Below are 16,124 nucleotides of genomic sequence, written 5' to 3' on the forward strand. Positions count from 1 at the left end.
ATGCAAAAATATTTAGTTTATTTTTTACAATTATCCATCTTAAAGTTTTAAATGAATAACATAAAATTAAAAAACTATAAATCAAATTATTGAAAACGTTACTAAATTTTAATATAACACTAAAACAGAAGATTATGTCTAGAGAAAATTACGATAACTGCGATCAGGATGAACGCAGCTATCACGCGGCAGATGATTCCATAAATTCAGAACTTATGGAGAAAAAAGATCCGGCGATCAACCAGCACGAAAATGATACTACCGGTATACACGGCGATACTTCAGAACATCCTAATCCTCGTCCCGATGAACGTGATCCTGATGCTGACAGAAGAACCCTTGACGAGGAAAAAGCGGTTGAAGACCAGGATGAAGACAATTAAACCGCTGTTTGAAACTCTCCTGCAGAGAGAAAACGAGATAAGATCCTGAATAGATTTTTTAATTGAACTAATTTAAGAATTCTCTTCAGGATTTTACTTTGAATACCAGAGCCGTTATGCTGCAGAATATTACCTGAAAGCTTTACGACCATTACTTTTATCATTGTTTGATGCTATTTTCTGTTGTCTGTGATTTATTACCTCTTCAAATTAATTGTCTAAATTTGCATAACAGGTACTGATCTAACTGTTTTGTAAAAGGAATTAGATCAAAAAATATTGCTTCAAAAAATGAACGACCCGATTCTAGAAAATCTCAATCCCAGCCAGCTCCAAGCAGTGAAAACCACAGAAGGATACGTGCGTGTTATTGCCGGTGCGGGATCTGGAAAAACAAAAGCCCTTACCTCCCGCTTTGCCTACATTGTGGACAGACTTGGCATAAACTCCTCCAATATACTCTGTGTAACCTTTACCAACAAGGCCGCCCAGGAAATGAAAAAACGCGTCAAGGCACTCATCGGTGATACCTATGATCTGGCTTTTATTACCACTTATCATGGCTTCTGCGTAAGGTTCCTCCGTGAAGAAATCAACAAAATACATTTTCCAAAGAATTTTATAATACTGGACGCGGAAGATCAAAAAAGCATATTGCGTGATATTTTCAACGAACTTCAGATCAACTCCAAACACCTGACTTTCAAACAGGTGCTGCGCTTTATATCCAAGCAGAAAAGCACTTCACATTACTTGGGGTATATACTTGAAAATAAAGGGTTTGAACCTGACCAAAGTGATTCATTATCCAGCCGTATATTTCAGATTTACCTGGACAAACTCAAACGCAATTATGCTTTGGATTTTGATGATCTGATCCATTTTACTGCTTTTATTCTGGACCATAATCCCGATGTGCTTTTAAAATGGCAGCAAAACCTGCATTACATTCAGGTGGATGAGGCGCAGGACAGCTCAGAGAACCAGTTTCATCTGGTGGAAATCCTGTCTCGTGTACATCAAAACCTGTTCCTTGTCGGGGATCCCGACCAGACCATTTATGAATGGCGCGGGGCGAAACCGGAATATCTTGTTGAGTTTGACAGTATGTTCCCCGATACCCAGACCATTATCATGAACCGCAATTACCGCTCTACGCCGAACATCCTCAAGATCGGGAATCACATCATCAAGAACAATACGGTAAGGGTCGACAAAGACATGATCACCGACAAACCCGAAGGCTTTGAAGTGGTGCATTTTCACGGAAAGAATGACTTTGAGGAAAGCCAGTGGATCGCTTCTGAGATCAAGGAAATACTGCAGGCTGAACAGGCCGCATATTCCGATATCACCATATTATACCGTTCGAATCACCTTTCAAGAAATATTGAACAGGCCCTTATCAAAGATAATATTCCCTACTCTATTTTTGGGGGCATCCGTTTCTTTGAAAGAAAAGAGATTAAAGATGTGCTCTCTCTTTTAAGGCTCATTGTTCAGGGAGACAACTTCTCCTTTCTGCGCATGCACAACCACCCTGCCAGGGGACTTGGCAAAAAGTTCCTCGAAAGACTCAGTCTTCTGGCAGGGGAACAAAACCTTTCCCTTTTACAGGCATTGGAGCGCAACATCACCGACAAAGAACTGGCAAAAAAAGGCGCTGTTGAATTCCTGGAACTGATTGCAGAGCTGCGTGAAACAGCCAAAACAAAGTCCATCTCGGATCTGGTCAAAATTATACTCGATAAAAGCGGGCTTTCTGAACTATACCGCAAAGACGGTGATGAAGACAGGCTTGAGAACATTAAGGAACTTGTCAATTCGATGTTGCTGCTGGAAAAAGAAAACAATGCTCCGGTGGACATTATTGAGTATCTGCAGGAAATATCCCTCTACACCGATCTGGATACTGATACCGAAAATCAGGACAAGGTTAAACTGATGACCATTCATATTTCGAAAGGACTTGAGTTTCCCTATGTCTTCCTGTGCGGTTTTACCGAAGGTGTACTGCCCAGCGCCCTTTCTGTCAAAGAAAGAAGGGCACGTGCTATTGAAGAGGAAAGAAGACTGATGTATGTGGCCGTTACACGGGCAGAAAAACGATTTTACATGACTGATTCCGAAGGTTTTAATTTTACCACAGGACTCAATAAATATCCATCAAGGTTCCTTTTTGAGATCAAAGACGAATTTTATGTCCGCAAAGGAAAACTCTCCCAGCAGATTATCGAAAACAGCCGCAATCATCAAAACCCTGGACAGCTGCAGGAAAATACAGCTTTCAAAGAAGGGGATTTCGTAATGCATCCGGTCTGGAATAAAGGAAAAATACAAACGGTTGACCTGGAAAAAAAAGAATATCTGGTGGATTTTTTTGATATGGGAAAAGTAAAACCCATCGATTTTGGGTTCAAACATCTGACGGGCTTCTCCGAAGACAGCGGGGATGCTGAAGGACCGAAAGAACTTTTGGATCTGGCAGCGCATTTGAAAACAGCACCTGACCCTTTTGAGCAGGATACTGCTTTGAAACCACAGGGCATCACGTCGTTATCTTCTGACAGTATTTTTGATTCCGGCCCTATGCCGGATCTAAGTGAAAATACGAAGCCAGACAAAAAAGATTCAAAAAAATGGTGGAAGCTTTAAAAGTCCTGCTGCTGCTTCTCTATTTTTACATTTCATCCAGCAGCAATGCAAAAGCCCAGTGTTTTTTTATGTAAACAATGGGCTTTTGTACGTTTTCCGGCTTGTATAAGACCAGCAGACTATCATGCAGGCGCTTTTAATCGGCGTATATACTGCTATAACGCCGAAAACACGGTTTTAGTATGCATGACACAGATTCACTCCTTCGCGTTCTCCATCGCGCTGATAATTTTAGCTACTTCAGTCTCGGTAGATTTAAGTTTTGCCTGGCAGAACTCAATGAGTTCAGATGCTCTTTTGACTTTGGCAGCCAGCTCATCCACAGAGATCGTTTCATCTTCCATTTCTTTGGCAATTAATGCCAGTTCTTTGGCAGCTGCCTCATAAGTCAGTGTGTTTTCCATCATAATGTATTTTTTCATTGACCGTACTTTTCAGTATGGCATCTTTTAATAGTATTTCAATCTGCTCTCCTTCTTGTATACTGCCGGCTCCGTTTATAATTTTATCATGAACCCGTACAACAGCATACCCTCTGCTCAGTACATGCTGCGGAGAGAGCAGTTTTATGGTTTTCCGGCAGTCCTCCAATTGCAGTTTGCGGCTGCGCAGGTAATGGCTGGTAAAAATCTTTAAGTTTGCTTTTAAGTGCTGCAGATTACTGTTTTTCTGCTGGATGATGCCCTGCGGGCGCTGTAGGGTAAGCTGCGCCGTTAAAAGCAGCTGCTGTTTCTTGTCATTTAACAGGGATTTTCCTGTCTGAACAATATGCTGCCGAGCCATCATCAGTTCTTCTTTCTGCACTGAGATCAATTCCCTGGCATTATGGGCAACAGCATTTTTAAGACTGTTAAGCTCGTTATGATATTGCAGAAAAAGCTGCTGGGATTTTATGACGATGTTTTTCTGAAGCGCTAGTATTCCCAGCTCAAAACTCCTGTTATGAGCAATGATGAACTCCGCAGCCTTGGTTGGGGTTTTAGTATGGGTATGGGCCATGAGATCGGTAATGCTGACATTTTTCTGGTGCCCGATGCCGGTTATAACAGGAATAGGGAATTTAGCGACAGCCCTTCCAATATTGTAATTGTCAAAAATAAGAAAATCGGACTGTGATCCTCCGCCTCTTGTAATAACAATGACATCGTAAGGAATCCCAGTATTGTAGACCTCAATAAGCTTGTTTAAAAAAAGTTTGGCATTATTGTCCCCCTGAACAACGGTGTGATAGTCATCGATCTGGAAAACATAACCAAAATCATTATGCTGCATGGTGTGGCGGAAATCCTCATTTCCTGCAGAACTGCTTGAAGAGATTACCGCGGCCCTTTGTATTACTGCAGGCAGTTTCAGACGACTGTTCAATGTCGTGTACCGCTCACCATCTTTCTTTATAAAATCATTTTCCTTAACAAGCCTCTCAAGTGTCGCGTTGCGCTGCTGCTCGAGAATGCCCAGCATAAAACTGCTGTCGATATCCAGAAGGTTCACCGAAAGGCCATACAGCGGATGAAAATCCACGCTTACCTGCACCAGCACATGCAGGTTGTTGGTAAAGCGCTGTCCGGTGCTGCTTTCAAAATCAAGGATCCTCAGTGCTCCGGATCCCCAGCTCTTGCCCATTATTTTTGCTGTGATCGCACTGCTTTTATCTGATTTCTCGACCAGTTCAAAATAGTGGATCTTTTTATCAGCCTTAAAAGAATGATTGGTAATATCGGCCACTACCCAGTAGGTCTGTCCCTTAAAGCGGGCATTGATCGTATCCTGGATCTGGTCGTTGAGCTGTGAGAGTTTTATATACTGGACTGGCTGCATAGTTTTCTTCAAGGCTGCACTTTATGTTTTTTCTCTGCTTGTTTTTATTTCTGCTAAGGTACTAATAATACAACGCAATCTCCAAAGTACTCTTTAGGATCCTAATAAACAGCTTTATTAGAAAACTATAGTATTGAGCCGGCAGATAACTTCCAACTTTTTATACAATTTTTTTTATTATACCGTAAAAATCGGCATGCGAAGAACTGCTGTCCATACGGTACTGCAATATACTGGATTCCAGCCCCATTATTTAGTAACAGTTAAGAAAAAACTTAAAAATTAAATTAGCATAACAATACCACAATGTAAATTTTATCCTATATTTAAAAAAATATTTCATCTTTATATAAACCTTAAAAACCATGAAAAATCTGCTAATTTTATTCGTCTTCCTGACATTTTTGAATTCCTGCGATAAAGACGATAAACCAAAAACTGCATTAGAACAGCTTCCTGCATTAACTTCTACGGGAGCTAATACTGCAGGATGTCTGGTTAATGGCGAAGCTTTTCTGCCCAAAGGCAATCTGCCGGCTCCGCTGTTTTGTCAATATACAGATCAGAAACACTTCAGTATTGCCATTAATGAAAAAATCAGCAATACAATCAGAACTGTCAATGTTGCCAGTTTAAATGAAACACTTGAAGTAAATAAGGTGTACCAATTAAAAGAATATGGAGAAAATTCCAAATTTGGAGAGTATGCGGTGTTCAGTGAGGATTTTAGTGATAATCTCTATCAGACCAATTCCATTGTTAAAGGTGAATTAAAAATTACAAACCATGATTACAAAAAAGCCACCATCAGCGGTACATTTTGGTTTGATGCCGTTAATGATAAAGGCGAAAAAGTTGAAGTACGGGAAGGCCGGTTTGATATGGAATACTAACCCTTAAATATAATATATGAAGAAAATTTTACTTATCTTTTTTACGCTTTTCTTTTACAGCAGCATGAATGCCCAACAGGAAGAAATTAATACAACATTCAGCTCACAAATGAACCAGATCTTTGGTTCTCTAGACCGTTCCAGAATACCCAATGGAATTTTACTCGATTATGGAATGGAATTTATCAATGTACCTGCTTTTAACGGTACATTAAGCGACAGCACCTATTGCAATAAAACAATATTAAAACAGATTTATAAAACCCTTCTTACCAGCAGGGTTCAGGCATCCAGCCCCGCCTGGATTAGTCCTGCCGAATACGATACTCTGTGGAATTCAGAAAAAACATCCGGGGTACTGACCGTAAGCGGTCTGTTCTATAAATATTCACAATTTGCCGCTAATGCCCTTTCATCCAACAAACTCACACTGTCGAACAACATATTTTATGATAAATTTGTAAATGGTGTCTGGCAGAATCCGTATCAGGAAATGAAAGCGTTTGCTATGTCGCCGGCCGTTATGCAGGAGGACAGCAAAGTGCTGCAGGTAAGGATCCCATCGAGCATATTCTTAAGTAATGCACAAAACTCAGTATCCAGCATCCAAATTGATTTCAGTAATGGTTCAGGCTATGTAAATGTGCCGTTGAATCAAAATATCACCGTAACCTATACCACAACAGGAACTAAAATCTGGAAATACAAATTAAATCTCTCTGACGGGACTTCGCTGTACAGCCACTCTTTAATGAAAATTGGAAGAGAAGAAAATTTCGGTGATTTTATATGGCCGCCTCCAAAACCTGTATGCGAATTGTGCAGAGTAAATCCGAATGAATCACCGGTTCAGATAACGGGAACAATACCTTATCTGGGCATGACGGGTTCTGCCAAACTGACTATAGATTATGCCGGGGAACCAAGTCTGGGAATCCGAAATCCGTTAATTGTTGTAGAAGGCTTTGACCTGGGCATTTTACTGGAACCAGAAAAAACATATGGGAATACGGATTATGCCACTTTTAGAACCTCTGTAATGAATTCCAGCAGCATCGAATTGAGAAACTTACTTTTTGGGGAAGGTAAGCATTATGATATCATTTACGTTGACTGGGATAACGGGGTAGATTACATGCAGCGAAATGCGTATGTGCTCGAACAGGTAATCAGTTATGTAAATTCCCGTAAAGTAACCAACGCAAAAACAGTAGTTTTGGGACAAAGCATGGGCGGTGTAATTGCCCGATATGCGCTTGCCGATATGGAACAAAGAGGCATAGATCATCAGACCGGTTTATTCATATCACATGATTCACCCCAGCAGGGAGCCAATATACCGGTTTCACTTCAATACATGTTTCGTCATATTACCAAACAATTTGCACAGGTGGGCAATACTACCTGGGGGAATTTAGTAACTATTCCCATTGCCGATGATAAATATAATGTTGTGAATTCGCTGTCAATTCTTGATGCCCCGGCCTCCAAACAGTTAATTGCCAATTTTGTAAATACAAATTATGCCATAGACAATACCGAATATACCAGCTTTTACAACGAATTAAAATCAAAAGGACTGCCCAACAGCGGAGGTTATCCCCTTCAGTGCCGCAATATTGCTATAAGCAACGGAAGTGAATGCGGTACACCGCAGAATTTTAATCCCGGAGATGACATCGTCAATGTTCAATACAATAAAAGTTTAAATTTTTTAGAAGATCTGGCAAGTTTAGTAATCAATCCCCTGGGAGGCACCCTGGCCGGTGAATTTATAAACCGTAACTTTTACACCGTAGCGTTTCTGGGACTGCATCCGGGACATTCTACGTATGCAGCGGATTTTCAGGCAAAGTCATTGTATGCCTCTGAAGGCAATAGAATCTACAGAGGAAAAATTTCATATACAAAGAAAATATTCTGGCTCGTAAAAATCACAGTTGATTTCACTAACGTTGGCAAAAACCAGCCTTCAAACTTATTGCCTTTTGATACCTATGGAGGTGGTTATTATGATACTAAAAACCTAAATTCAAACAATACTATCCCTGATTTGAATGTGATGATCAGAGATCGTTTTAACTTTATTCCAACTGCAAGTGCATTGGATATAGGAAAAAGAAATATATCATTGACAAATGCTGATTATACAAACTCTTATATTGGCGCCATTCCGCCTCAGGCTCCTAAAAACAGTCCATTTGCAAATTTTACGGCTGATATAAGCAATACAAACACCGCTGCACATAACAAACCTCACATTAGTTTTAACAAAAGAAACGGAGACTGGCTGGCCTCTGAGCTTAATGCAGTGGAAAATCCTTCTCCCAACCCTATCCAATCAAATTGTTCCTTCATATGCACTGACCCGCAGATCAGCGGCAGCAGTTCGCTTTGTAATACAGCGGTATATAGTGTTCCCAACGCTGCCCAAAGTTATACCTGGAATGTAACGCAAGGCGCCAATCTGGTTGCTCTTACCGGAAACGGAACAAATTCAATTTCACTTCAGCTGCTGGCTCCCAGAGCAACGGGTCAGATTGTATTAAGCCTTACACTCAGCAGTCCTGAATGCGGTTACAAAACTATATCCAAAACAATCAATGTTGGAAATATACATTACACATCTTCTATAGAAGGCCCTCATGATATCTGTGAAAACCAGACAGTAACCTATACCATTCCTGGAACCTGTCCTGATATACCTGTAATACAATGGTCGGTTACGCCCAACTTAACTATACTTTCTACTTCTGGATACTCCGTTACAGTTCAGGAAAATACCGGAATGGCGGGAACAGGACAGCTTACGGCAACTTTCCCTACAGACGGTTCAACCATGACTCAGTATGTAGAAATTGGAGACAATCAATATTTTGGAGCGCAAAAAACCGTTTTCCAATATCCGACCGATCTATACAACAACTATCCTGCCAATGGAAATCTGATTTTCAATATGTGGGTTTACCCCAATAATCCTGACAGCGAGTATACCTTTTCTGACTTTAAAATAAAAGGTGTTCCTGTAAATATTAATATTGAAAGAAGAACAAACGGCATATATACTTTCTGGGTGCCGCAATATATGGCAGATGAAATAGAATGTCCTGTTCTGGATTACACACTGACCTGTACCTCTCGATGCGGGGTAGTCCGTTCAATTCCAGGAGGCGTTGCAATCACTTGTCTTGGTTTCTTAGATCCCGGTCCACTGGAACCAATCGGACCAATAGAGGGCAGATCTGCCGGTAATCAAACCAGTTATAAAATTTATCCCAACCCAAGCAGTAATATTATAAATATAAATCTGGCAGATGAAAATTACAGGCCGGTTTCCAGCAGTCTAATCCGCGCAGAACTTTATAATATTTCAGGTGATCTGAAATCTGCCGTGACAATTAAAAATCACACGGCCCAGCTTGATGTTTCCGCTCTGCCGCTCGGTGTTTATGTGCTTAGAATAAATGTTGATGGTAAGACTGAAAGCCATCAGGTTCTGGTCAAATAAAACAAAAGAAACTAGCAATTTTGATAAAAAACCTTTTGGGTTGATCCCAAAAGGTTTTTTTTGTTTAAAGACTCTGAACGGATTAAATTAAATCTTTGTTGCTGAAACGAAATCGTCTCGATAGGTTTTTCCGCTGATTAAACCGGCAATAAACTGCTTTTATTCGTCCCTATACTCAAAGGAGGTCTCAAATATCTTGATATGAACCTTCTCCCCCTGTCCCGGACGTGACTGTAAGTGAACTAATCAGAATTAAAAAGGTCCGTTTTATATTTATCATCTTGGTATTTTACTCTACCTTCAATATACCAACTAGTTATCCTCAAAACCAAAATGTACAACGGTACAACTTAATAATTTAAATAACTGAAATTGAATTATGAAAATAAACCGAAAATTATATGATCGTGATTTCAAAATAAATGCAGTTAAAGTAAGCTATGAAAAAAACAGCCTTAAGCGATATGCTGAAGAAATTGGGATACTGCCCTGCTTACTTACCAGATGGCGCAAGGAATTTCAGCAGTTTGGAACCGCCAGTTTTCAGGGACCGGGATTTGTCAGGGTTCATCCGGATCAGAAAAGAACTTTTGAGCTCGAAAAAAGAAAAAAGGAATCCGAACTGAGATTTGAAATTTTAAAACAGGGAGCGCCATTTCTCTTGCAGGGAAACCTGCCAGCCTATCAATTTATAAAAGACAATGAAAAAAAATACGGTGTTGTGCGAATGTGCGAGGTTTTAGGTATTGGTTCAAACCGATACTTAACTTGGAAATACAAAGGTATTTCAGAGAAAAAAAAATATTTAATCTTATTACGAAAAGAGATCACTTCCATTTTTTTAGATTTTAAAAAGCTCAAAGGCAAAAATCAAATCACAAAAGAACTCAACAGCCGAGGCTTTACTATAGATCACAGGAGAGTATCATTTCATATGAAAGCTCTAGGACTGCGCAGGATTAAAAAAAAATTTAAAATAACAACAACAGACTCAAAACACAGTCTTTACACTCCACCTAATGTACTAAACAGAAACTTTACAGTTTCCGAACCTGGTAAATTCTGGGTTTCTGATATTACCTATCTTCATACCACTAAAGGATTTCTATACCTGACCATAATCATGGATCTGTATGATAGAAAAATAATAGGATGGAATATCAGCTCGGAACTTTCCACAATAAAAACCACAATACCGGCCTGGGAAATGGCTGTACGCAATCGAAAAACCGAGGAGGGACTGGTATTCCATTCTGATCGCGGTGTTCAATATGCCAGTAAAGCCTTCGCGGAAAAACTGGGGTCCTACAACTGCATTAGAAGTATGAGCGGTAAAGGAAACCACTTTGACAATGCCGTTGCGGAAGGCTTTTTCAGCACCTTAAAAAGGGAATTGATCAGAGGTGAAAATAGAGTCATGACACCAAAGCAGATGAGGAATCAGATATCTGAATTTATTGAAAACTGGTACAATAAAAAAAGAATCCACACGTCGCTGAATTTTAAAACTATAGAAGAGTTTAACACTTTAAATTCATAGTATGGATGGATACAAAACTAATATGTACCTGCTTTTAAAAACATAATTGAAATGTCATAAGTGTATGAAAAAACAACGCAGATCATATAACAAGTTATTTAAAGAGAAAGCTGTTCAGCTGAGCTGCGAAAAAAAGAATATTGGAAAACTTGAAAAAGAACTTGGGCTCTATCCGGGTGCTATTTACAATTGGAAAATAGCTTTTCAAAAAGCTCAAAATGCAAATATAGAAAAGGACAAGCCCCTAAAAGAAGGAAGTAAAATTCAAATACTTGAACTGAAAATTAAAAGATCTGAATTAAAATACCAATTTTTTAAAAGTGCTTTGAAATATATTGACCAAGGAAATGAAATCCTATTTAGCTTTATGTTAGAAAGTGAAAAAGAATATCCTGTACGATTAATGTGCGAAGCAGTAAATTTTAACAGAGACACCTATTATACATGGAAAAACCAGACTATTTCAAATAAAAAGACCAGAAAAAAATTAATTAAAAAAGAAATAGTAATCATATTTCATAATGCAAAAAGACGCTATGGTACGCCTCGGATTAAGGTCGAACTTCAAAATCTGGGCTATAAAGTAGCTCGTAAAACAATAAAAAAATACATGAAGGAACTAAACTTAGAATGCAAAGTTTAAGATATTTTCAGAATGCAGTACTTGTAGACAAGTAATTACCAAAAAAGGTCTTGTCATCAAAAATATTTCTATATTATTTCTAATGAAAGTTTAAATCCAATAAGACTCAATGCTTTTTATCAGAATTAAAGTTCAGAGCCCGTCGGCTTGATATAGGGCGGGCTCTGGTTTGAAAATTGGATTTACTTTAATGTGATGGTATCTACAAGATTCTCCTGATCGATAAAAGCCGCAATATACTGCTGGACTTCATTACGTTTGTCTGAATCCGTTTCAAAAGTGTTGATATGGTACTCGTCATCCTGATCTAGAATATGGATAATTTCGGTATATCCTTTTGAAATCAGGTTCCCTTTAAGCTTAATGACAGTGAGCTGCTGGCGTGCGTCCAAATCTTTTCTCACTTTTAATTGTATTGCTTTTTCCATTGTGAAAGATTTGTATAGTTATATCGGAATTATTCTAATCAAATATAATAATTTAGGCAATTACTGCTATAATAGAGATTGTTAAAAAAATAGGTCAAGATTCCAAAAATATTCTATTCTTTCTTTATTACTATTTATACGCTTCATCCGTACCTTAAATAAGAGTATAGACTAGTCCTTGCACATATGGAAACTGCAGGCCGTGTTTCTATTTGGATATTTATGAGAACATTGCCTCCAAAACATTCAGGAAACTGGTAATACACTCGTACTAAACAAATTACCCTGCCACTCAGTTGAATATAATATTATGAATACAGTTCTTGGATTCACTAGACAAAATCTTATAAAATGTAAAATAAATTATGTAAAGAATAAAGTAGTGGTTCTGCTGAAATTTGTTACAAATAAAAATATCATGGAGGCATTTTTACGCAGGTACGGACTATTCATTTACTTTATGACTATCTCTTTCGGTACGGTGATAGCGGGAATTTATCTTTAATACCAGATTGATTCCACCGCAGGAACTAAATGCGGGCTGATGCTTATTACTAAGCACTTTATATAACGAACTAAATTTATCATTATGCATACAGTTACCCCTTGGAGCGCGACTGCTCAGGCAGATATTGAAAATAGTGAAATACTTTTAGAAAGAAAAATTAGTTCCTTTACCTATCAGCTTTATAACACAGGTGATTCTCTTTGGATTACAGCCATTATGCCCAATAGTGGAAAAGTAGCTTTTCGTGCCGCCTTTGCCATGAACAGCTGTTTTGAGGTATCCAATCTATTTGATGACCAGGATAGTATTGTGGTTATTCTGGATTCAAGACTTGGCAGTTATGAAGTCCGCATAAATTTTCCGGATACAGCAGTGCCTGTCTTACACTATACCACCACATTTACGGCTGCTGTTCCGTTGATGATACCATTCTGGCCCCGTGACATTATTCCGCTGACAAAAAATGGAAGTGTTCAAAATACCAATGGTATAATTCATATGGAACAATTTGGATCCCGCTCAGGATTATTGTTTGCCAGCATAACAAAACCTAAGACTGGGTCGTTTTTTTATTTCCAAAATCTCACCTCATTATCTGAATATTGTGAAGCTACTCAAACTGAATCTAAAAATACAGTTGGCGGAAAATGGCCGGAAGTTGGTTTTCAGCTGCCATCCACTGATAAACTGCCTCTTCCTGCCGGTAAAGCTTTTATCCTTTCAGATGCTTATGTCATACTGCACACTGAAGTTGTAAATAAACCAGCTGTGATTTGCGAACACTTTTTAAACAATCTTGTCAAGATATATAAAGTACTGCAACAGCCCGAAATTGAATATAACAACTGGCCAGACATTGCAAAAAAGGTAATTACCGATTTAACAAATAATAAGGGTGCATGGACTCAAAAAAACGGAATCCCGTATCTAAATGCCTACTTATGCGATTATGAAACTCCCGCTGAAAGTATGGTGCAGCTCGCTGTACTAATTCCTTTCAAAGAATATGAAAAATGGAGCAGCGAGAAACAACCGGTATGTGATGATTTAATTAAAGGACTTCCTGCATTTTACGATCCGAAAATAAAGTGTATCAACCGCTGGCTTCCCTCTCTTGCGCAGCAGCTGGATGGCTCAGAAGAACAGAAAAAAGAAATGGTGATGGATTCCTGGTACCTCCACCATCCGCTTATGAATTTATCAAGACTGGCGCTTCATGGTAATAAAACAGCTGAGAAGCTTCTATTGGATTCTATTGATTATGTAATCAGGACCGCCCATCATTTTGATTATAAATGGCCTGTATTTTACAACATGGAAACACTGGAAATTATAAAAAAAGAAACTGCACCCGGAGCCGGAGGAGAAAATGATGTTCCGGGTTCCTACACTCATTTAATGCTTTTAGTATATAAGCTGACAAAAGAAAAACGGTATTTAAAAGAAGCTGAAAAAGCGGCAAAAAAACTAGAGGATCTCGGCGTTTCTATTTTATACCAAGCCAATAATACTGCCTTTGCTGCCGGCGCTTTGTTAGAATTATATAAAATTACCTCAAAAAAATTATATCTCGATCTTAGTTATATATGTCTTGCCGGGCTATTTAAAAATGTACAGCTGTATGACTGCAGGTATGGATTTGGAAAAAATTACACCAATTTCTTTTCGATATTTCCGCTCAATGATGCGCCTTACACTGCTGCATATGAAGAGTTGGAAGTATATGCCGCTTTATCAGAATATTTAATTCAGGCCGAAGATGTGCAATTACTGCCTGCAGTAAAGACACTCATTCCTGAGTTTGTTAAATATGCCGTTAACAGGATTGCCTACTACTATCCTCCCTTACTTCCGAAAGAAATGCTTTCTGATGAAGTAAAAACTGGTGAGCTCCAGCATGATTTGTGGATCCCTTTGGAAGATCTCTACAATGGCTGGGAAAAAAGCGGTCAGGTAGGTCAGGAAGTTTACGGTGCCGGAATGGCATTTGGCGTGGTACCAAGACAATACATCAAAATCGATGAAGACTTTTTAATTTTTATCGACTATCCCATTATGCACCAAAGCAAGACAGGAAAATCAATTACCATCCATCTTGACGGCGATAAGGAAATGTGCTGCAATTTGAAAATACTGAAATTGGGTAAGAGAAGTATTAAAATGACTGTCTTTCAGGATAAGAAACTTCTCAGTGCTTTCGACAAGACTGCAGAAATACATGACTATAAAATTTCAGGCAGAGGTCTGGTTAAAATTAAATGGGAATATTGAATCAAGGCCAAGTATCAAAATGGCAGAATGCGCAATACTCAAACAATAAATAGTAATTACTTTATAAAAAAATATAGAATGGAAAAATTAACAGATTATTTTGGACAGAACATAAAAGATAAAAAAATAGTGATAACAGGAGGAACAACCGGAATAGGAAAAGCAATTGCCGATGTACTGGTATCACTTGGCGGCAGGGTGCTGATTTTTGGAAGAGATGAGAAGGATTTCAAAAATGCCGTTGCAGATATTCAAAAACAATTTCCCGGAAGCGAAGTTTACGGTACTCCAGCAGATGTCACTAAAAAAGAAGATATTCAGAAAATCTTAGAAATAGCAGACAATGAACTCGGCGGCATTGACATCCTCATCAACAATGCGGCATTGGGAGCTCCAGGAATAACTAACGAAAGCTATGATGATTATAAATATATTATAGATACCAATATTACCGGTTATCTCGCATTTGCTCAGGAAGCAGTATCAAGGATGAAGCAGCAAAAATCAGGACATATTATCAATATCGGATCGATGAGTGCAGAAAGTAAAGAAGCAAAAAGTACAATATATGTAGCAACTAAATCTGCTATAAGAGGATTCAGCACTTCGCTGCGAAAGGAATTAAATCCATTGGGAATTAAAGTTTCATTAATTGAACCGGGAGCGGTGACAAGCGACATGCAGCCCGGAACCAATGCAGAACAGGAAGAGAAGATAGAAAAAATGGAGATGCTTGAAGCATACGACATTGCAATGAGTACATTATTTTGCCTTTCCCAGCCCAAAAGATGTGATATTGTAACAATGCAGATCAGGCCTCATCTTCAGCTTATTTAATTGAACCAGGAAGCATTGCTGATTTTTATAAAGCAGCTAAAATGTTCCCCAAAGAAAAATAGATTTAATTTTTATTCAATATGATCCTAAAAATTGAAACATCAGACAACGCAGCGGCTTTTAGAACTGTCGGTGAGATAACGGCATATGATTACAAAACAGTAATAATTCCCTCTATAACAGCTTTAATGAAACGAATCAACGAGATCAATTTTTTATTTTTAATTGATAACGAAGTCGAAAATTTCAATACTTCTGCCTGGCTTGAGGATACTCTGATCGGACTTCGTAATCTTGGAAAATGGAATCGTACAGCTGTGGTAACAGAATGTGAAAAAGCAATTTCTTTTACCAATTCATTTCGGTACATTGTATCAGGCGAATTTCGATGTTATAAAAAAGAAAGTTTTCAGGAGGCTTTAAACTGGGTTCAGGGAAAAGAACTTCCGGTTTTTAATACACAGGAAGTAGGAAATGAACCCTTTATTGATCCTGATGATTTAGGTGAAGAAAATCAATCTAACGGCTATTCAGATTCTGATGATATTGATTATAATTACAAACCATAATTTAGATATTACAAATCTCATTTTATATCTGATGCCATATTATTTTTTAAAAGATTAGAAAAGTATTGAGA

The 16,124-nt window shown here is 38.4% G+C and carries 12 protein-coding genes; 9 read left to right on the forward strand and 3 right to left on the reverse strand.

All coding sequences use genetic code 11. The features are described 5' to 3' along the window. The first annotated feature begins 134 nt into the window (after positions 1–134). Entirely contained in the window at positions 135–383 is a 249-nt protein-coding gene (locus tag ACTJIW_RS18600; RefSeq protein ID WP_012025749.1) for a hypothetical protein, read from the forward strand. Between the two features lie 291 nt (positions 384–674). After that, positions 675–3,038: an ATP-dependent helicase gene (locus tag ACTJIW_RS18605; protein WP_440716284.1), complete on the forward strand. Its 2,364-nt coding sequence runs from the start codon at positions 675–677 to the stop codon at positions 3,036–3,038. 197 nt (positions 3,039–3,235) lie between these two features. Here the strand turns inward: ACTJIW_RS18605 and xseB are convergent, their stop codons facing one another. Both xseB and xseA read right to left on the reverse strand, forming a co-directional pair. After that, positions 3,236–3,460 carry an exodeoxyribonuclease VII small subunit gene (gene xseB / locus ACTJIW_RS18610; RefSeq protein ID WP_440716283.1) on the reverse strand — a complete coding sequence of 75 codons (225 nt, stop codon included), beginning with the start codon at positions 3,458–3,460 and terminating at the stop codon, positions 3,236–3,238. Beyond that, complete coding sequence (xseA, locus tag ACTJIW_RS18615; RefSeq protein ID WP_440716282.1) at positions 3,420–4,868, reverse strand: exodeoxyribonuclease VII large subunit; 1,449 nt, start codon at positions 4,866–4,868, stop codon at positions 3,420–3,422. Before xseA ends, xseB begins: the two co-directional genes overlap by 41 nt. A 353-nt stretch (positions 4,869–5,221) precedes the next feature. On the opposite strand from xseA, the gene ACTJIW_RS18620 reads away from it, so the two are divergent. The 4 genes from ACTJIW_RS18620 to ACTJIW_RS18635 all read left to right on the forward strand — a co-directional run bounded on the left by ACTJIW_RS18620 (position 5,222) and on the right by ACTJIW_RS18635 (position 11,440). Then, positions 5,222–5,749: a DUF6252 family protein gene (locus ACTJIW_RS18620; protein ID WP_440716281.1), complete on the forward strand. Its 528-nt coding sequence runs from the start codon at positions 5,222–5,224 to the stop codon at positions 5,747–5,749. 16 nt (positions 5,750–5,765) lie between these two features. Beyond that, positions 5,766–9,257: a T9SS type A sorting domain-containing protein gene (locus ACTJIW_RS18625; RefSeq protein ID WP_440716280.1), complete on the forward strand. Its 3,492-nt coding sequence runs from the start codon at positions 5,766–5,768 to the stop codon at positions 9,255–9,257. A gap of 379 nt (positions 9,258–9,636) precedes the next feature. Further along, positions 9,637–10,797 carry an IS3-like element ISFjo2 family transposase gene (locus ACTJIW_RS18630; RefSeq protein ID WP_440716279.1) on the forward strand — a complete coding sequence of 387 codons (1,161 nt, stop codon included), beginning with the start codon at positions 9,637–9,639 and terminating at the stop codon, positions 10,795–10,797. Between the two features lie 64 nt (positions 10,798–10,861). Next, on the forward strand, positions 10,862–11,440 hold the full coding sequence (locus tag ACTJIW_RS18635) for an IS3 family transposase (protein ID WP_440716278.1): 579 nt from the start codon (positions 10,862–10,864) through the stop codon (positions 11,438–11,440). 182 nt (positions 11,441–11,622) lie between these two features. Here the strand turns inward: ACTJIW_RS18635 and ACTJIW_RS18640 are convergent, their stop codons facing one another. Further along, positions 11,623–11,868 carry a hypothetical protein gene (locus tag ACTJIW_RS18640; protein ID WP_012025757.1) on the reverse strand — a complete coding sequence of 82 codons (246 nt, stop codon included), beginning with the start codon at positions 11,866–11,868 and terminating at the stop codon, positions 11,623–11,625. A gap of 589 nt (positions 11,869–12,457) precedes the next feature. Between ACTJIW_RS18640 and ACTJIW_RS18645 the strand changes: the two genes are divergently transcribed. The 3 genes from ACTJIW_RS18645 to ACTJIW_RS18655 all read left to right on the forward strand — a co-directional run bounded on the left by ACTJIW_RS18645 (position 12,458) and on the right by ACTJIW_RS18655 (position 16,053). Beyond that, positions 12,458–14,647, forward strand: coding sequence for a hypothetical protein (locus ACTJIW_RS18645; RefSeq protein ID WP_440716277.1), 2,190 nt, complete (start codon positions 12,458–12,460; stop codon positions 14,645–14,647). Positions 14,648–14,725: 78 nt separating this feature from the next. Continuing rightward, on the forward strand, positions 14,726–15,484 hold the full coding sequence (locus ACTJIW_RS18650) for an SDR family oxidoreductase (RefSeq protein WP_440716276.1): 759 nt from the start codon (positions 14,726–14,728) through the stop codon (positions 15,482–15,484). An 80-nt stretch (positions 15,485–15,564) separates the two neighbouring features. Beyond that, positions 15,565–16,053, forward strand: coding sequence for an STAS/SEC14 domain-containing protein (locus ACTJIW_RS18655; protein WP_073411356.1), 489 nt, complete (start codon positions 15,565–15,567; stop codon positions 16,051–16,053). The last annotated feature ends 71 nt before the right edge of the window (positions 16,054–16,124 follow it).

This window comes from Flavobacterium sp. 22659 (assembly GCF_052044235.1).
Taxonomy (GTDB): domain Bacteria; phylum Bacteroidota; class Bacteroidia; order Flavobacteriales; family Flavobacteriaceae; genus Flavobacterium; species Flavobacterium johnsoniae.